The sequence below is a fragment of the Anaeropeptidivorans aminofermentans genome, from assembly GCF_940670685.1.
Lineage (GTDB): Bacteria > Bacillota > Clostridia > Lachnospirales > UBA5962 > Anaeropeptidivorans > Anaeropeptidivorans aminofermentans.
Genome location: NZ_OW711693.1, coordinates 1037042 through 1055137, shown reverse-complemented (window position 1 = coordinate 1055137; position 18096 = coordinate 1037042). Strand labels below are relative to the sequence as shown.

Genomic DNA, 18096 nt, shown 5'->3' with positions numbered 1-18096 from the left:
TCAGCTCCTTCCAGTACACTTTGTCAGTTCTGAAAGCCTCTTTGCTGCCCCGTCAAAATCAGCCGGTTCTGCCTGCCACATCCAGTTTTCCTCCACCGTCCCCGGCGTGTTCATCCTTGCGGTATCGTCCAGTCCCAGCACATCCTGAAGAGGTAATATGACTAGATCTGCGCTGCTTTCCATGGCACGAAGCATAAGCTCTGCCGCCATTTTCTCAGGTTCTTCTTCCGGATATCTGTCCTTGCACCAGTTTAGCAAAGTCTGATTGTCATGGGTGCCTGTGTAGACCGCCTTACCTTCCGGCGGAACATATCCCTTTCGTGGGTCGCCGTCGTAGAACTGCATCACTTCGGTTCCCACGAAACCGCATTTCGCTGCCAAGGCGCGCACTCCCGGCGTGATGCTTCCCAAATCCTCCGCCAGCACGGGAAGGGAACCCAGCTCTTTCTCGGCCATCTCAAAAAGCACTGCACCGGGCCCGTAAAGCCATCTTCCTTCGGCGGCTTTCTTCCCCTTCGGCACTGCCCAGAAGGATTCAAACCCCCGAAAATGATCCAGCCTCACATAATCATAGAGTTCAAAAGCCCAAGCCAGGCGGTGAATCCACCAGGCATAACCCTTTTTCTCCATGACTCTCCAATCGTACAAAGGATTGCCCCAAAGCTGCCCCTGAGCAGAGAAATAATCCGGCGGCACCCCTGCTTCCTCTCGCTTATACCCTGCTGTATCCAGGCAGAATTTCTCTTGATTCGCCCAAACATCCGCCGAATCCTCGGAAACGTACATGGGGAGATCCCCGATGATTCGGATGCCTTTTTCCCTTGCATACCGCCGCAGCTTTTGCCATTGACGAAAAAATTCAAACTGCCCATATTTATAGTAAAGCACCTCTTCCCGAAGAGTTGGTTCCTCCTTCAGCTTAGGACTGTATCGCCGGTATTCTTTCGGCCATTTCTGCCATTTTAAACCGCAAAACTGATTCTGTAAGGCCATAAAGACAGCATATTTATCCAGCCACTTTTGATTTTTGTGACAAAAATTAAGAAATTCCTCCTTTTGGGTATGGCTTTCAAACAATTGACGCAAGGCTTTGCCCTCCGTATCGAGCAGCGCTGTATTGCCTGCAAAGGCCGAAATCCCTGCATAAGGGGAGCCGTATGGATCTGTGGGATTGAGGGGAAGTATCTGCCAATACTTCTGGCCTGCCGCCTGTAAAAAATCCACAAATTTCTCCGCCGGCTTTCCAAAAGTACCCCGGCCCCCTTCTTTAGGCAGGCTGGTCACATGGCAAAGCACGCCGCTGCCCCGCTCAAAGGACTTTCCGAATCCCGGTTTGCCGGTGAAATACACCACTGCCGAGCCCAAAGGCGGAAGGGTTATCTCTGCGCTTTCTCCGTATCTTTCTATCCGCTGTCCGCTGGTCAGTTCAAAACATTTCTCGCCCCTAAGCGGAAATCTCACGGTATGATTTTCCGAAATACTCTTGTTGACCAGGACCACGGCACCCTCCCCATCTTCCCCCAAACGGGTAAATCCGAAGACATCCGCCCCGCTGTAAAAAAGTTCTAAAGAGCCTTCGGTAAAGAAGCCGAAGCTTTTTCGGAGGGAAATGGCATTTCTATAAATAGTCTCTACATCGCGGTCCTCTCGCCCCCAAGGAAAACCTGCCCGGTTGCAAGGGTCCGAATACCCTTCCAGTCCTGCCTCGTCGCCGTAATAGATACAGGGCACATCCGGCAAAGTCATCTGGCACAGAACCACAAGCCATAATCTGGCCTTTGCCAAATCTCGCTGGGCGGTTGAAAGCTCATAATTGACGCGCTCCTCTTCCGAAAGAGACGCCTCGGAAGGGGCGTTGCCCAAAACGGTTAAAAGCCGTACCCTGTCATGGCTTCCCATCAGGTTCAGCGTTGCATAAAAGGCTTCGGGGGGATAATTCTCCCGTAAGCTTTCAAGATTTTCGCAAAGGTCTTCCCCTGAGGCTTTTCCTGCGATGAAATCCAGAAAAGCGTCCCGGAGGGGATAGTTCATCACGCTGTCAAGCTCTTCTCCCAGAAGATACCGCCTTAATTTCCCGTAGCTGATTTTGTTTGATGCGTCCTCCCATACCTCGCCGATCAGTATGCTGTCCTCTTTGGTTTCCAGCATGGCGCCCTTTAATTCAGCGATAAAATCATCCGGCAGTTCATCGGCCACGTCCAGCCGCCAGCCTCGGCCGCCCTCCCGAAGCCACCGGCGCACCACACTATCGCCTCCGCCGTAGATGAATTCCCGGTAAGAAGGGCTGTTTTCATTTACCTCCGGCAGGTCATCCACTCCCCACCAGGAGCTGTAAGCCCCGTCTTTGATGCGGTACCATTCCCGGTAAGGAGAATCCGCCCTTTGAAAAGCGCCTGCTTCGGGATAGTTTCCGTATTTGTTAAAATATCTGCTGTCACAGCCCGTATGGTTGAACACCCCATCCAGAATAATGGAGATGCCCATATCGGCTGCCGCATCGCACAATTTTCTGAAATCTTCGTTTTCTCCCAACAGCGTATCAATCATTAAATAATCACCGGTATCGTAACGGTGGTTGCTGGCCCCTTGGAAAATCGGGTTTAAATACAGGGCTGTCACTCCCAGCTCTTTTAAATAGCTTAGCCTTTCTTCAATGCCGGACAAGGTTCCGCCGTAAAAGTCCCAGGTTTGAATACGTCCGTTTTTATCCTTTTCATACTGGGGCTTCGCATACCAGTCTTCGCAAAGCACTCTCTTGGGCCCCTTCCTTTCCGCACTTAAGGCCTTTTCTGCCCGCTGCCGGAAATCCGTGCCCCGGGCAAACCGGTCGGGGAAGATCTGATACACGATGGCTTTTTTATACCAGTCCGGTATTTTTCTTTCCTTATAAACCGTAATCTGAAAAGAAGGCGGCTCCTCCTCATAAAGGCGGCCTTCTCCGCCAACCCGGCCCGCCAGGGCGCCGTATCTTCGGGCTGTGCCTTGGCTGTTTAAGATGAAGCTGTACCAGAGAATACCCGGCTCCGCCAAAGCGACAGCACAGGAAAACCGGATGCCGGCCCCTATCGCTTTTCTTTCCATGGGCACCAGCGTTTCCCCCTTGCCATCCACCCACAGCCTGCAGGTGCATTCCGTCTCCGCCCCGTCAAAAACGTCCAAGGATAAAGAAATTGTTTCTCCTACCTTGACGGCACCATAAGGCTGCCGGTATTCTGTCTTCCGGGTGTTATGATATGCTCTCATCTACAACTCCTCTTTAAACCCGCGGTGCAGGTTCTCATAGATGCACCGGTACTGTTCCGCTGCCTTGCCCCAGCTAAAGTCCGCTCTCATGGCTTGTATGATGAGCTTATTCCAGTCCGCCTTATTATTTTTAAAAACATCTGCACCGTTTAAAAGGGTAAACATCATCTCATGAGCATTATAATTTCGGAAGCTGAAGCCGTTCCCTTCGCCGGTTTCCTTATTATAAAGTATTACGCTGTCTCTGAGACCGCCGGTCTCCCGAACCACAGGAAGAGTTCCGTAAGCCATGGCGATCATTTGGGCAAGGCCGCAAGGCTCGAAAAGAGACGGCATCAAAAGCATATCCGCCCCGGCATACATCCTGTGGGACAATTCTTCGTCAAAGCATATTTGCGCCGAAAACCTGCCCGGATGCTCCAGCTCAACATGCCGCAGCATCTCCTCATAGGGTCGGTCCCCCGTGCCCAGCACAGCCATCTGCACACCGGCAGAAAGGATTTCCGGAAGAACTCGCTTCACAAGCTCCAGCCCCTTTTGCTCCGTCAGTCTGCCAATCATCACCACGAGAGGAAGTTCCGCATCTTCTTCCAAGCCAAGCTCCTTTTGAAGGGCAGCCTTACACTGCGCCTTGCCCGATAAATCTTCTAAGGAGAAGTTTGCCTCAATCATCTCATCGGTCTTCGGGTTATACACCTCTGTATCAATTCCGTTCATAATTCCCGAAAAAACCGTCCCCCGGTGACGAAACAATCCGTCCAGCCCTTCGCCGTAAAAGGGATCTTTCAGCTCCTCTGCATAGGAAGGGCTCACCGTCGTTAAAACATCGCTGTATAAAAGAGCCCCCTTCATATAATTGATGGCGCCGTCTCCGATACGAAGCTGGTCTTCTGCGGCAGGGATACCCGAAAAGCCCAGCACGTCACCAAGCATGAAGTCTGAATATTGTCCCTGGAATTTTATATTGTGGACGGTAAACACCGTCTTTACCTCATCATACAAGGGAATACCCTTATAAAATTCTCGCAAAAAGACAGGGCTGAGAGCCGTATGCCAGTCATTGCAGTGCAAGATGTCGCATTTAAAGTCGGGCAAATGCAGCAGACTTTCCGTCACCGCCTTGGAAAAGAACGCAATCCGTTCGCCGTCATCATAATAACCGTAGGGATTTTCCCGCATGAAATAATATTCGTTTTCAATAAAGTAATAGGTGATGCCGCCTTGTTCCAGCTTATCAATCCCGCAAAAGGAATTTCGCCATCCCAAAGGCATTTGAAATTCTATCACCCGCGCCATCTCATCACGATAAGTCTGTGGGATAGACTGAAGCTTAGGCAATATAACCCGTACATCATATCCGGCCTTTTTCAAGGCTCCCGGCAGCGTTCCGGCCACATCACCAAGCCCCCCTGTCTTAATGAAGGGGACAGCCTCAAAAGCCGCATAGAGTACGTTTAATTTCTCCGTCATTACACCACCCCTGTAATAGCATTTTCTTTTATCTCGCTTTTTTCTTTCACAAAGGTATTTTCAGATGAGCCTTTGATGACCATACCGGCAGAAATAATATTGCTCCTGTCGATGATGGCATTCTCCAAATAGGCCCCCCGGCCGATGGTACAGGACTGCATGATGATGCAGTTTTTCACCACGGCGCCGCCCTCAATCCGAACGCCCCTGAAAAGAACGCTTCCTTCCACTGTGCCGCCGATGATGCACCCCGCCGAAACAAGGGAATTTTTCACTTCCGCCCCCTGTATGTACTTTGTGGGCACCGTATCCTGAACCTTTGTCAAAATGGGGCGGTTTCTTGAAAACAGCTCATCGCTAACCTTTTCATCCAAAAGGTCCATACTGCTTCGATAATAGGACTCGGTATCGTAAATATGCTGTGCATACCCGTCGAACTCATAGGTTCTCACGTCCAGCTTATCATAATCATCCGACAGTGCATCGAAGAGGTCCAGATAATTAACGGCGCTGTACCATTCCAGTATTTTCATCAGCAGTTGACGATTTATGATAAAACAATCCAAAAATGCCTTGCCGCCAGCTTTCGCACCATGGCTGATGCCCATTACCCTATCACCGTCGGTATGCAGTGCCGTGGCATAAGGTTCATCCTTATGGGCATATCTGCAAACCATAGTAATATCTGCACCGCTTTTCTGATGGGCCGCAGAAAGCTCGGCGTAATCCATATTGCATACCGTATTGGTGGCTGCCACGATCACATAAGGAGAAGGGCTTCTGGTCAAAAATATCTTGTTGCGCTCCACATCTCGCAGCAGAAAGCGAGTCTCGGAATGGGATATGCCGAAAACCGACCCTGGCAGTACAAAAAGCCCGCCGTTTTTTCTGTCCAGAGACCACTCCTTGCCTGCACCGATATGGTCGAGGATGGAGCGGTACTTGTATGGCATAAGCACCCCGACGGCTTTTATGCCTGCATTAAACATATTGGAAAGCGGAAAATCGATTAGCCGGTAACGGCCTCCATACGGCAAGGAGGCGACTGTACGCTCTGATGTAAGCTTCCCCAGTTTTTCCGTGCTATAATTTGCTGCAATAAGGCCTATTACTCTATCCATAATTACCCCTCCAGTTTAATGATTTCATCATCTCCCACAACGACGATATCCGAATCCGGCTTTCCGCCGCCCAGAATGACATTTGCTTCCACCACTGCATTTTCACCCAAAATTACTCTTGTCACCTTAGCACCTGAATGGACTGTGGCACCGGGAAGCAGCACTGAATCCGTCACTTCGGCACCTTCCCCCACAAAGCTGTCGGTGCTCATGATAGAGTGGTTTACTCTGCCCAGCACCCGGCTCCCATTGCTCACAAGGCTCTCCGTAACCGATGCGTCAGGGCCGATATAGTGAGGCGGCTGAATGTTAGAATTGCTCATCACCGGAAAGTCTTTGCTGAAAAGGTCAAACTCCGGCGACGGATCCAAAAGCTCCATGCTGGTTTCATAATAGCTCAATATGGTGCCCACATCCTTCCAGTAGCCGGAGAACTCGTGGCAGAAAATTCTGCGCCCCGCATTCAGAAGAGCCGGTATCACGTCTTTTCCGAAATCATGGCTGGAATTTTTATCTTTGCCATCCTTCTCCAAAGCTTCCTTCAGCAGGGACTTGTTAAATATGTAGAAGCCCATGGAAGCAAGGGTAGAATCCGGCTCCTTGGGCTTCTCCGTAAATTTTACGATGCGCCCGTCCTCCTGGGCCGTAATAATGCCGAAACGGCTTGCCTCCTCTATAGGAACCTGCATCACCGATATCGTCAAGTCGGCTTGGTTCTTCTTATGAGTCTCGAGCATATTCCGGTAATCCATCTTATAGAGGTGGTCACCGGACAATATGAGCACATATTCCGGGTTATACGCCTCTATAAAGTCTAAATTCTGGTAGATGGCATCCGCTGTGCCTTTATACCACTCTCCGCCTTTTTCTGTGGCATAGGGCGGTAGGATAAATGCCCCACCGTCTGATTCCGCCAAATCCCATTCTTCTCCGTTGCCTATGTAGGAATTCAACCGAAAAGGGCGATACTGCGTCAGAACGCCAACGGTATCAATGTGTGAATTCCCGCAGTTTGACAGAGAAAAGTCGATAATTCTGTACTTGCCGCCAAAGGAAACCGCCGGCTTTGCTATGTTTTTTGTTAATGCGCCCAACCGGCTTCCTTGTCCGCCGGCCAGCAGCATAGCTACGCATTCTTTCTTTTTCATATATGCTCATCCCTCCTTTGTATACGCCATATTTCTCTTGCATAATCCCCCACCGTCCTGTCGCTGGAGAAAAACCCTGCCCTGGCAGTATTATGCAAAGAAACTTTGTTCCAAGCCGAGGAATCACTGTAAAGCCTTTCCAGCCTATGCCAGCTATCTATATAATCCCTAAAATCTTTTAGAACAAAAAACTCGTCATTGTTACGCAAAAGCGCGTCGTATATGCCATTAAAGCCTCCTGAAAGGGCTGCGTAGCTGCCGTCGGCAAGCTGGTCCACCACCCTTTTAATCCGGTTGTCATTGCTGTATTCATCCCAGGCAAAATAGCTGCCGTCCTTTCTCATCCGCTCTATATCCTCGGCGCGAAGACCGAATATCCGGATGTTCTCCTCGCCTACAAGCCGGTTGATTTCCACGTTGGCACCGTCCAGCGTGCCCAAAGTCACCGCGCCGTTAAACATAAACTTCATGTTGCCCGTCCCCGAAGCCTCCTTGCCTGCCGTTGATATCTGTTCGCTGATATCCGCTGCCGGGTAGATAAGCTGTCCGTTGGAAACGGAAAAGTTGGGGATAAATACAACCTTAATCATTTCCTTCACCCGGAGGTCGTCGTTGACCGTCTTGGCCACAGCGTTTATGAGCCTTATCACGTCTTTTGCAAAATCATACCCTTGGGCTGCCTTTCCTGCGAAAATAAAGACGGTGGGATGTATTTCAAAACCTGGATCGTCAAGAATGCGATTATAAAGATCCATAATCTTGAAAACGTTGAGAAGCTGTCGCTTATAAGCATGAAACCGCTTCACCTGAATATCAAAAATCGAGTCCGGACTCACCGCTACACCACAGCGTTCCATGATATACCGCGAAAGGCGCACCTTATTTTCCCGCTTGGCCTCCCCGAGCTTTTTCAAGAATTCGCCATCCTCCTTAAAGGCTTCCAGCTTTCTGAGCTGATTAGCCTCCCGTACCCACTCGCCCCCTATGGCAGAGGTGATTAGGCGGCTCAAAGGCGGGTTTGACTCCAGCAAAAACCTGCGGTGATCCACGCCGTTTGTCATGTTTCGGAATTTTTCCGGCGTCATGGTGTAAAACTCTCTAAATACGTCTTTTTTAAGAATCTCTGTATGAAGCTCCGCTACACCGTTTACCGAATGCCCTGCAATGATGGAGAGGTTCGCCATACGCACCTGACCGTCCCATAGAATCGCGGTGTTTTTTAAAAGTTCCTGCCAGTTTTCCACATCTCTGGGGAAGGATTCCCGATATCTGCGGTCAATCTCTTCCACAAAGTCATATATTCTCGGCAGCAATGCCCTGAACATATCTATGGGCCATTTTTCAAGGGCCTCCGGCAGCACCGTATGGTTTGTAAAGGAGATGCTCCCCGTCACCAGCTCCCAGGCCTTATCCCAATCCAGGCCCTCCCTATCGATGAGGATTCTGAGAAGCTCCGGCGCACACAAGGCCGGATGGGTGTCGTTGGTATGGATGCCCACAAGCTCCGTAAACCGGCTCCAATCCGAACCATAATTCTTTTTAAAGGACCGGACAATATTCTCCATTCCCGCTGCCACAAAAAAGTATTCCTGCTTCAGCCGCAGTATCCTGCCCGTCTCGCTGTTGTCTTTTGGGTAAAGGATACAGGTAATGGCCTCCACTTCGGAGCGATGTTTTAAAGCGCCGCTGTAATCACCGCTGTTAAAGGCATCCATGTCAAACTTTTCATCGATGGGTTCCACGTCCCACAGCCGAAGATTGTTGACGGACTCGCCGCCGTAGCCCACCACAGGCACATCGTAGGGCACCGCAAGCACCCGCTCGCCGCCGTCCCAGGAGTACCGGAAGTTTCCTTCCTCCTCATGGCGGGTCACATGTCCGCCGAACTGGACCACCACAGATTTACCGGGGTTACGAACCTCCCAGGGATAACCGATTTCCATCCAATTGTCCGCTTTCTCCACTTGCTTTCCGTTTTCTATGGCTTGCTCAAAAAGTCCATATCTATACCTTATGCCATTTCCATGGCCATGTATGCCCATGGAAGCCATGGCGTCCAAAAAACATGCCGCCAGCCTTCCTAAACCGCCGTTTCCCAGCCCCGGATCCCGTTCCTGTTGATAGAGGGTCTCCAGATTGGCGCCCATGTCTAAAATTGACTCTGCAACAAGCGCCTTCACGCCAAAATTGACCAAGTAGCTGTCCAAAAGCCTACCAACGAGAAACTCCATGGAAAAGTAATAGATTGTTTTCCTGTCCATGCAGGAACCTTCCTCTGCGAACAGGTCCTGCTTTATTTTCGCCTTCGCTGCAATCAGCCGGACCAGCGTCAAGTAGCGTTCCTTATCGCTGCATTGCTCAAAATCTCTGCTGAAATCATTTATAATCATCTCTCTGTATTGGTTGATAAAATCTTGTTTGTCGGTAAAAATCATCCTTTTTCCTCCTGCCCGCCATCGCTCTTATTGTGCATTTTTCCGCATCTTTTCAGGATAACCCCACCGATAGGCGGAACACTTATCCTTACGGAGTGGTTCATCCCATGCCAGGGAAGGGCTTCACTCTCTATAAAATCCCCGTTTATATTCCCTGAGCCGCCGTATTTTACATGGTCGGAATTAAAAATCTCCTTGTATGTACCCTTTCTCGTCACGCCAAGGCGATAATCAGTATATGTATCTGGTCTGAAATTCAGAAGCACAATAAGATCATCTGCCGGTTTTTTGCCATGCCGTATAAAGGACAATATGGATTGTTTGTCATTGTCTGCATCCAGCCAGCGAAAGCCTTCCCATGAGTAGCTCTTCTGCCATAAGGCCTTTTCTTCCTTATAGAGCCCATTCAGCGCTTCTATAAAATATTGGTGCTTTTGATGGGCTTCGTAACCGGTCAAAAACCACTCGATTCCCTCATAGTCCCGCCATTCAATAAACTGCCCAATCTCATTTCCCATGAAGTTCAGTTTAGCGCCCGGATGGCAAATCTGATACATCGCCAGCAGGCGCAGGCCCGCAAACTGCCGCCAGTAATCCCCCGGCATGCGGACAATCAAAGAGCACTTCCCGTGAACCACCTCATCATGAGAAAGGGGCAGAATAAAGTTTTCATTGAAGGCATACATCATGGAAAAGGTCAGAAGTCCGTGATTTCCCGGCCGAAAAGGAAAGTCTGTTTTCATGAAGCGGAGCGTGTCATTCATCCATCCCATATCCCATTTATAATGAAAGCCCAGGCCCCCATCCGCCGGCGGGTAGGTGACCAATGGCCAAGCCGTACTCTCTTCGGCAATCATCATCACGTCGGGAAACCACTGGGCAGCTGCTTTGTTGGCCGCTTTTAAAAATTCGATGGCCTCCAGATTCTCTTCCTTTCCATATTGATTGTATTCCTTCAGATTTGTGTCCTCTATGCCAAAGTTCAAGTAAAGCATGCTGGTAACGCCATCCACCCGGATGCCGTCTCCATGATATTTTTCCAGCCAGAAAAGCAGGTTGGAAATGAGGAAGGAACGGACTTCTCCCCTGCCAAAGTCAAACTTATAGGTGCCCCACTGTTGGTGGTCGCCCTTTTCAAAGAGCTTATCCCCCACAAAAGCACCCAGACCGTGGGCATCTCTGCAGAAGTGCCCCGGAACCCAGTCCAGAATTACCCCCAAACCTGCCCCATGGCATTTATCCACAAAGGCCATAAAATCTTTGGGCCCACCGAATCTGGAGGTAGGTGCATAGTATCCTGTTATCTGATATCCCCAAGAGCCGTCATAAGGATGTTCCATCACCGGCATCAGCTCCAGATGGGTGTATCCCATCCTCACCGCATAGGGAATCAACTCCTCCGCCAGCTCCTCATAGGTGTAGTAGCTTCCATCTTCATGGCGCTTCCAGGAGCCAAGGTGTACCTCATAAATATTAAGAGGCCGGTTCATATGGCCGTTTTTCTTCCGGCGTGCAAGCCAGAGAGCATCCTGCCATTTGTATCCGTCTATATCCTCAATCCGCGAGGAATTCCCCGGTATCTTTTCCGTATAAAAGGCATAGGGATCTGCTTTGTAAAGAAGCGCTCCCGTTTCCGTTTCAATGACAAATTTGTATAGGTCCCCTTTGCACACTCCCGAAACAAATAAGTGCCATACCCCGCAGGACACATCCTGATGCATAGAAAACTCTTTCTGATTCCACTCGTTAAAAGTTCCCATTACGTAAACGGCCTTCGCCCCCGGCGCCCAAACTGCAAATTCATAGCCGTCACAACCGTCTTTGCATGCCGGGTGTGCGCCTAACCTATCAAAGCTCCGATACCAGGTTCCCTCCCTAAAGAGAAACTTTTCTTCCTTTGTTAAATAAGTATGGTCCATCTTTCTACCCCCTTTAGCCTTTCGGTACTTAAGCCTTATATACCCTCTGTTGACAAAATTATTTTATCAGCGGAGAGCGGGATTTCCCTTCCCTTACATTGTAGCATTTTTCAGATTTTTATGTCAATATTTCCCAAAAACTAAACCTCTAAATCCTTATAAACCGTTATAATTTACATTAGTCTTATATACACTTTATGCACTTACATTAAATTTTAACAACAAAATCGATTTAATCATTAATTAATTGTGCTAATTCCTGTCATGTTTTTATTGTGAATATACGAGAAATACTTCTGTCTACACTTAAATTAAATCATATGGTAATCATTCGTATTATAATTCTTATACATTAAAGGAGACTTCTATGAGCACAGATAAATATGCGAAAGAATTTGAAAGATGAATTTTAATAGGTACTACGGCGCAGACAATGCGTTTCCGAAACCTATATTCAATACTATTCAAGCTGGGCTAAAAATAATATGCAAATGCATATTCCGGTTGAAATGCCGAAAGAAATGTTCAAATATATAGGGAATCCAGATACGTTAAGAGCAGGAGATTCATTTTCTATAGGCGGAGATATTCGTATTAAATTTTGGCATCTGGCAGAAAATGAGCAAAGGCAGCGCTTTATTCCTCTTTTTACAAGCGCTGAAGTGTTCGATAAAGAGGTTCAGCCTGTGTAATTAAACGGCCTTTGGCGCAGTATGATCAGGGCGGCAGAAAGAAATCTTTCTGCGAGGCGAACCGGGCCGCCCTTTCCTTGTACAAGCTGCTAAACGCTGTTTTGGTAATCAAGATGGAATAGACTCTGGAAAAATCAAGAAGATTCGAGTACCGCTCCGGGCTCTGTCGAAAATGATTACCCTTCTTTAAGCCTGATGGTGCTATCAAAAAGGATATACTTAATAAGCAAGGTATCCAGCAGCATATTTGCGGCATTCTTGAAGTTAGAACTAAAGCATTCAAAAAGCGTAAAAATAAGTATCACCTTTAATGCAGTTCGATCAGCCTTCCACATTGTAATTTCACATATAAACTATTGGCGTATTTATATTACTGCTTTAGTATATGAATAGATTATTCATTACAGATTGGAAAAACAACTTATTCTATAATTCAGTAATTCAACAAAAATAATATGCTTTGTTTAAACATAATGGGAAATTTGAAAGTATTTTCAGTAAGGTACTGCTTTAATCTAAAATAAAAAAATTTTTCCACGATTTATTTAACTCAAAACACCATATGGGTTTTGAGTTTTAATATCGCCTACGGGCGGTTTTCTTCTCACTTCGCCCTCTCGATATGCAAGAGAAGCCTATAGTTCCCCTAGCGCTCCCCTCTCTTCCAGAAAAGGAAAGCGTGTCGGAAAGAAAGCAGGCAGAAAAGCTAAGTTATCAAACAGGTTATGGCTAGAGCAGCTGCCATAAATATATATGCAGCATATTGAAAAAACCAGTAAATAAGACATTTTTTAACATCTTAGGAATATCCGAAAAAATAATCTACAACTCATAATCCGAAGGTCGCAGGTTCAAATCTGCTTCCGCAATTTTAGAAACCGCCTGACAGGTGGTTTTTTATTTTTCTCTTTTATCTATATTTTACAATAAACCCATAAAAAATATAGATTACTGTCTTATTAAGCCATACTTTAATTCATGTGAAGTAGTAGCATAATTCATTTGCTTTCCCCTTATCTTATACCCGCCAAAGCCGGGCATACTTACAAAGTCATAAAAGCAAATTAACTCTATGCAAAATAAAATTTCAGTTTGCTTCACAAATTAAGACTGTCACTTCCTAAGTTCGTGCCTTTTCGCAATAATACAAGAATTATTGACAAATATCATTCCCCTCTGATATATTTATATGGCTAACAAATTTGAAAGCAAAGCTCTTAGTCATAAGAGGTCGTGAATTTGAAAATGATTTATAACCTTGCACTTATATAATTTTACGTTGGCTTAGTATATATTACAGGAGGGGTGTCATGTATCAAAATATGAGAAGAAGCGACAGACAGATTTCCAAAGAAGAAACCATGGAAATATTACTCAACGGGGAATACGGCTTTCTGGCAACAGTTGACAAAGATAATCAGCCCTATGTTGTTCCGCTGTCTTATGTTGTAATAGAAAATGAGATATTTTTTCATTGTGCCCTTTCAGGTCAAAAGCTGGACAATATAAAGCATGAAGAAAAGGTTTGCTTTAGTGTCGTAGGAAAAACCCAGCCCGTATATGACAATAACTTCACTACATATTTTGAAAGCGTCGTAGTTTTCGGCAAAGCCCGTATCATTGATGATATGGACAAAAAGACAGAGGTTCTTTTAAAGCTTGCTGAAAAATACCTTCCTGAATATATGGATATGGCAGATAAAGCAATTGAAGGCTCTATGCAAAGAACCGCCATATGCGCCATAACAATAGACCATATTACAGGAAAGGCAAAGAAGAAAAAAGTTTAAAAAATCAATCATAACTACCGGCTTAGCCGGTAGTTTGCTCTGCCCCTATAAGGGGCTCTTACTGGCATGCGTCTGAGGACGCATCGAAGCGGTTTGCCAACCGCATTTACTTCCCAATAACCGCTAAAGCGGTTTATTTTTTATTTCCTTTCACTGGCTCCCCCGTAAACGGGTCAATATATTCTAACAATGAAATTTGATCTGCTACTTTATCTTCTTGTATTTGATTTCTAATGTATTCTTCTATTTTTTTCGCATTTTTACCTACTGTATCAACATAATATCCTCTACACCAGAAATGTCTATTCCCATATTTATATTTTAAATTTGCATGTCTATCGAATATTATTAAAGAACTCTTTCCTTTCAAATATCCCATTATCTCTGATACACTATATTTAGGTGGTATTCTGACTAACATGTGTATATGGTCACTACAACATTCTGCTTCTATTATTTCTATACCTTTTCTTTCACATAATTCTCTAAGTATCTTTCCTATATCCGCCTTTAATCTTCCATAAATTATTTGTCTTCGATACTTTGGAGCAAATACCAGATGATATTTACATTCCCAGGTTGTATGTGATAAACTATTTTTGTCCATCGGACACACCTCCTATGATCTAATAATTGTGGTTGGCAAACCCACTTTATTTTATCACAGGGGGTATTTTTCTTGAAGCTAAAGCATTTTCCCTCCACCTGCATAGCAGGTGGTTTATTGTATGAGATACAAATAGAAAAAAGGCATGGATATCCATGCCTTTTTTATTTGAATTTCTACTTTAGGTTTAAAAGAACAAAAAACGTATTGCCATTTTCCTTGGCGCTTTCGGCCCAGATTTTCCCTCTGTGCTCATCGACGATGGCCTTTGCTATGGAAAGGCCAAGGCCAAAGCCTCCATGATTTGACCGGGATTCATCAAGGCGTGTAAATCTTCTGAAAATATTTTCAAGTTCTTCTTGAGGAATAGGCTCGCCTTCATTATTTACCGAAAGAAGGACCGTATTTTTTATCCTATTGAGCCTTACCTTTATTTTTCTTCCCTTTTCTGTGTATTTATTGGCATTATCCAATAAAATATCTATGAGCTGTCTCAGTTTTTCTTTATTCCCTTCTACTTTTATGTCTTCATCTATATCATATTCAAGAAATTTCCCATCGTCATAAATTGCAGACTCATATAAAAGAACGCTGTCCATAACTACGTCATTTAGCATTACAGAAGTGAACTCTGTCGTTTTCTCTACATAATCCGCCTTTGCAAGGGTAAGCATATTTTCAATAAGCCGCTTCATTCTTATGCCCTCTACCTGAATGTTTTCAAGCCTGCCGTTATCTTTTTCGGAAATAAGGCCTTTGCCGTTTGCAAGCATGTCAGCATTTGAAAGTATTACCGTAAGAGGTGTTTTAAGCTCATGGGAAGCATCTGCAATAAATTTCTTTTGGCGGTTCCATGCTTCCTCAACGGGCTTTATGGCCCATCTTGCAAAAAATATGCTTAGTATAAAAAATATAATGAAAGCCGATATACCGATTAAAAAAGAATTTATTGCGAGATTTCTTATAATCCCCATTTCTATAGAGGTATCTGCAAGAGCTATCATGGTAGAGCCTTCATTATTTCGCTTCATAAAGCGCAGGCTGTATTCCTTTAAAATCCCATAGTCTTCGGCGCTTTCAAGAACAACAGAGGCCACCTCTTCCAATTCCTCTTCATTAACGTAATACATCTGATTGGAAATAAGCTTATATTTTCCTTCTGAATATTCCAATACGATTGCCGGTGAACGGATTTCGTGGGGCGGTTCATAAGGCCCTCTTTCTGGGATTTTCCCTATGCCAGGTATTTTTCTTCCCGAAAGAGACTGACGAAGGGCATCTTTACTGTTTCTTTCTATATTATTTTGAGTAATCACAAGCATAGTAACAAATATAGCAAGAAGAATCAGCGTAACCATACTCATCATAATCGCTACGAACTTTATTCTTAATGCTTTAATCATGGCCGGCCTCCAAACGGTATCCAAGGAACCTCACAGAGCTTATTTTTACTTTGGATTTTACATGTAGAAGCTTTTTTCTTAAAAAGGTCATATATACTTCAACTACATTGCCTTCCGCTTCTGAATCATATCCCCATGCTTTAAGCTGCAAGGTTTCTTTTGGAATAAGATTATCGGGATTTTCCATTAAAAGCCTTAAAATCTCAAGCTCTTTCGCCCGCAGCCTTACGGTTCTTCCGTTGCAGCTTAGCTCGGCAGTAGCAGGGTTAAGGGATATGTCTGAAAAAGCGAGGACCTCTGGCCTTATATCCGTCTTTCTTCTTATAATGGCTCGTAAGCATGCAAGAAATTCCGCAGTCTCAAAGGGCTTTGTAAGATAATAATCGGAGCCTAAGTCCAACCCTTTTACTTTGTCTTCAAGCTCTGATTTCGCCGTAAGCATGAGGACGGGAGTATTGTTTCCGTTTTCCCTCATTCCTTTCAAAACATCGTATCCGTTCATTTTAGGCAGCATAACATCTAAAATAATTGCATCATATATGCCGCTCATGGCATTATCATAGCCTTCTTCTCCATTATAGGACACATCTGCAATATAATTATTCTGCATTATAATATCCGCCAATGTATCGGCAAGACGCTTTTCGTCTTCAATGATTAATATTCTCATAATTCACCGCTTCCTTATGAATATAAAACAAGCTTATACCGTCTGTTTTATAATATCTTATATAGCTTAAATGGAGCTGAAAAAGCATCTCATAAAATTTTAACATTGTTCACGTTTATTTCATATACCTATTAAGCCTGATTTAAGGACCATAGTTTATTATTTCCCCAAAGTAAAATTTATGTAAAGGAGAATTAAAATGATTTACCGTCACGAACTTAAACATAGGGTCAATATGGCGGATTACTATATTTTAAGAAACAGGCTTAAATATATTATGGATATTGACCCCCACGGCGATGAAAACGGTATGTATATTATACGCAGCTTATATTTTGACACGCCCTCGGATAAGGCCTTAAGAGAAAAAATAGACGGCCTTGACATACGGGAAAAATTCCGCCTGCGTCTATATAACCACGATAAAAACTATATCCGCCTTGAGAAAAAAAGCAAAAGAAAAAGTCTGAATAATAAACTGAGCGAAGAACTCAGCTTTAAAGAGGCAGAAGCAATTATACAATGTAATTTTACAAAAATAAAAACTATAGAAAAGCCCCTTGTAAAAGAACTCTATGTAAAAATGCAAAATGAGCTTTTAAGACCCAGAACCATAGTGCAGTATAAACGGGAAGCTTATATTTATAAACCGGGAAATATCCGCATCACCTTTGACACGGAGCTTAAAACGGGAATATTTTCAAATAAGCTTTTTGACTTTGATATTCCTTTAGTGACCCCCGGAGAACCTGCGGCAATTCTTGAAGCAAAATATGATGAATTTATACCCGACCATATTTTAAAGCTTATTCAGTTAAATAACCGCCATGCTTCGGCATTTTCAAAGTACGCCGCATGCCGTATATACGGGTAAAGCATTTTCAGATTTTGTGTAATTTAATATAGGAGGAATTATTATGACATTTAATGATATTTTTAAATCCAGCTTTCTTGAAAACGTAACCGCCGTTTCCATTATAGATATGAGCATTGCCATTATACTATCCTTTGCCCTTGGGCTTTTCATATTTTTTGTGTATAAAAGAACATTTAAAGGCATTCTTTATTCTTCAGGCTTCGGCGTTTCATTAATTGCCCTTACAATGATTACTACTTTAGTAATTCTTGCAGTAACAAGCAATATTGTTCTTTCTCTCGGTATGGTCGGCGCACTTTCCATTGTTCGTTTCCGAACGGCAATTAAAGATCCACTTGATATCGTTTTCCTTTTCTGGTCCATAGCCGTAGGAATCGTTCTTGCGGCGGGGCTTATTCCCCTGGCTGTATTCGGAAGCGTATTTATAGGTATAATTCTCGTAATATTTGTAAATAAAAAAGTAAACGACGCGCCTTATATTGTCATTGTAAACTGCCATGACAAAGAAAGCGAACAATCCGCAAGAAAAATCATCGAAGAAAACGTCGGAAAAAGTATTGTAAAAAGCACAGGAGTCTCTCAAAACGGCGTTGAGCTTACAATAGAAGTAAGGCTTAAAAACAGCGACACATCTTTTATTCACAGGCTTATTGAGCTTAACGGCGTATCAAACGCAATACTTGTCGGCTACAACGGAGATTATATGAGTTAGGAGGCGCAA

At 44.8% G+C, this 18096-nt stretch carries 13 protein-coding genes; 4 read left to right on the top strand and 9 right to left on the bottom strand.

Annotated elements, in window-relative coordinates:
* The 6 genes from malQ to glgB are packed head-to-tail and all read right to left on the bottom strand — an operon-like array spanning position 1 to position 11336.
* Positions 1-3243 carry a 4-alpha-glucanotransferase gene (gene malQ / locus NBX03_RS04330; protein WP_250229528.1) on the bottom strand — a complete coding sequence of 1081 codons (3243 nt, stop codon included), beginning with the start codon at positions 3241-3243 and terminating at the stop codon, positions 1-3.
* A complete protein-coding gene (gene glgA, locus NBX03_RS04325) occupies positions 3244-4713 on the bottom strand; it encodes a glycogen synthase GlgA (protein ID WP_250229527.1) in 1470 nt (489 codons plus the stop codon).
* Complete coding sequence (gene glgD, locus NBX03_RS04320; protein ID WP_250229526.1) at positions 4713-5834, bottom strand: glucose-1-phosphate adenylyltransferase subunit GlgD; 1122 nt, start codon at positions 5832-5834, stop codon at positions 4713-4715. Before glgD ends, glgA begins: the two co-directional genes overlap by 1 nt.
* Before the next feature lie 2 nt (positions 5835-5836).
* The gene (locus tag NBX03_RS04315; protein WP_250229525.1) at positions 5837-6982 is read right to left on the bottom strand and encodes a glucose-1-phosphate adenylyltransferase; all 1146 of its coding nucleotides are present in this window, start codon (positions 6980-6982) and stop codon (positions 5837-5839) included.
* Positions 6979-9372 carry a glycogen/starch/alpha-glucan phosphorylase gene (locus NBX03_RS04310; RefSeq protein WP_250230220.1) on the bottom strand — a complete coding sequence of 798 codons (2394 nt, stop codon included), beginning with the start codon at positions 9370-9372 and terminating at the stop codon, positions 6979-6981. Before NBX03_RS04310 ends, NBX03_RS04315 begins: the two co-directional genes overlap by 4 nt.
* A gap of 41 nt (positions 9373-9413) precedes the next feature.
* The gene (gene glgB / locus NBX03_RS04305; protein ID WP_250229524.1) at positions 9414-11336 is read right to left on the bottom strand and encodes a 1,4-alpha-glucan branching protein GlgB; all 1923 of its coding nucleotides are present in this window, start codon (positions 11334-11336) and stop codon (positions 9414-9416) included.
* A gap of 485 nt (positions 11337-11821) precedes the next feature.
* On the opposite strand from glgB, the gene NBX03_RS04300 reads away from it, so the two are divergent.
* Positions 11822-12028: an SseB family protein gene (locus NBX03_RS04300; protein ID WP_250229523.1), complete on the top strand. Its 207-nt coding sequence runs from the start codon at positions 11822-11824 to the stop codon at positions 12026-12028.
* Between the two features lie 1310 nt (positions 12029-13338).
* Positions 13339-13818 (top strand): pyridoxamine 5'-phosphate oxidase family protein, encoded by a 480-nt coding sequence (locus tag NBX03_RS04295; RefSeq protein WP_250229522.1) that lies wholly within the window; start codon positions 13339-13341, stop codon positions 13816-13818.
* Positions 13819-13951: 133 nt separating this feature from the next.
* Here the strand turns inward: NBX03_RS04295 and tnpA are convergent, their stop codons facing one another.
* The 3 genes from tnpA to NBX03_RS04280 all read right to left on the bottom strand — a co-directional run bounded on the left by tnpA (position 13952) and on the right by NBX03_RS04280 (position 16498).
* A complete protein-coding gene (gene tnpA, locus NBX03_RS04290; RefSeq protein ID WP_250227316.1) occupies positions 13952-14425 on the bottom strand; it encodes an IS200/IS605 family transposase in 474 nt (157 codons plus the stop codon).
* 176 nt (positions 14426-14601) lie between these two features.
* Positions 14602-15828, bottom strand: coding sequence for a sensor histidine kinase (locus NBX03_RS04285; RefSeq protein WP_250229521.1), 1227 nt, complete (start codon positions 15826-15828; stop codon positions 14602-14604).
* Positions 15821-16498: a response regulator transcription factor gene (locus NBX03_RS04280; protein ID WP_250229520.1), complete on the bottom strand. Its 678-nt coding sequence runs from the start codon at positions 16496-16498 to the stop codon at positions 15821-15823. The genes NBX03_RS04285 and NBX03_RS04280 overlap by 8 nt, the downstream gene beginning before the upstream one ends.
* A 199-nt stretch (positions 16499-16697) precedes the next feature.
* Between NBX03_RS04280 and NBX03_RS04275 the strand changes: the two genes are divergently transcribed.
* On the top strand, positions 16698-17372 hold the full coding sequence (locus NBX03_RS04275; protein WP_250229519.1) for a polyphosphate polymerase domain-containing protein: 675 nt from the start codon (positions 16698-16700) through the stop codon (positions 17370-17372).
* 43 nt (positions 17373-17415) lie between these two features.
* Complete coding sequence (locus tag NBX03_RS04270; RefSeq protein WP_250229518.1) at positions 17416-18087, top strand: DUF4956 domain-containing protein; 672 nt, start codon at positions 17416-17418, stop codon at positions 18085-18087.
* The last annotated feature ends 9 nt before the right edge of the window (positions 18088-18096 follow it).

Coding starts and splice junctions, on each gene's coding strand:
- malQ (WP_250229528.1), bottom strand. CDS start 3,243: ATGAGAGCATATCATAACACCCGGAAGACAGAATACCGGCAGCCTTAT.
- glgA (WP_250229527.1), bottom strand. CDS start 4,713: ATGACGGAGAAATTAAACGTACTCTATGCGGCTTTTGAGGCTGTCCCC.
- glgD (WP_250229526.1), bottom strand. CDS start 5,834: ATGGATAGAGTAATAGGCCTTATTGCAGCAAATTATAGCACGGAAAAA.
- NBX03_RS04315 (WP_250229525.1), bottom strand. CDS start 6,982: ATGAAAAAGAAAGAATGCGTAGCTATGCTGCTGGCCGGCGGACAAGGA.
- NBX03_RS04310 (WP_250230220.1), bottom strand. CDS start 9,372: ATGATTATAAATGATTTCAGCAGAGATTTTGAGCAATGCAGCGATAAG.
- glgB (WP_250229524.1), bottom strand. CDS start 11,336: ATGGACCATACTTATTTAACAAAGGAAGAAAAGTTTCTCTTTAGGGAG.
- NBX03_RS04300 (WP_250229523.1), top strand. CDS start 11,822: ATGCAAATGCATATTCCGGTTGAAATGCCGAAAGAAATGTTCAAATAT.
- NBX03_RS04295 (WP_250229522.1), top strand. CDS start 13,339: ATGTATCAAAATATGAGAAGAAGCGACAGACAGATTTCCAAAGAAGAA.
- tnpA (WP_250227316.1), bottom strand. CDS start 14,425: ATGGACAAAAATAGTTTATCACATACAACCTGGGAATGTAAATATCAT.
- NBX03_RS04285 (WP_250229521.1), bottom strand. CDS start 15,828: ATGATTAAAGCATTAAGAATAAAGTTCGTAGCGATTATGATGAGTATG.
- NBX03_RS04280 (WP_250229520.1), bottom strand. CDS start 16,498: ATGAGAATATTAATCATTGAAGACGAAAAGCGTCTTGCCGATACATTG.
- NBX03_RS04275 (WP_250229519.1), top strand. CDS start 16,698: ATGATTTACCGTCACGAACTTAAACATAGGGTCAATATGGCGGATTAC.
- NBX03_RS04270 (WP_250229518.1), top strand. CDS start 17,416: ATGACATTTAATGATATTTTTAAATCCAGCTTTCTTGAAAACGTAACC.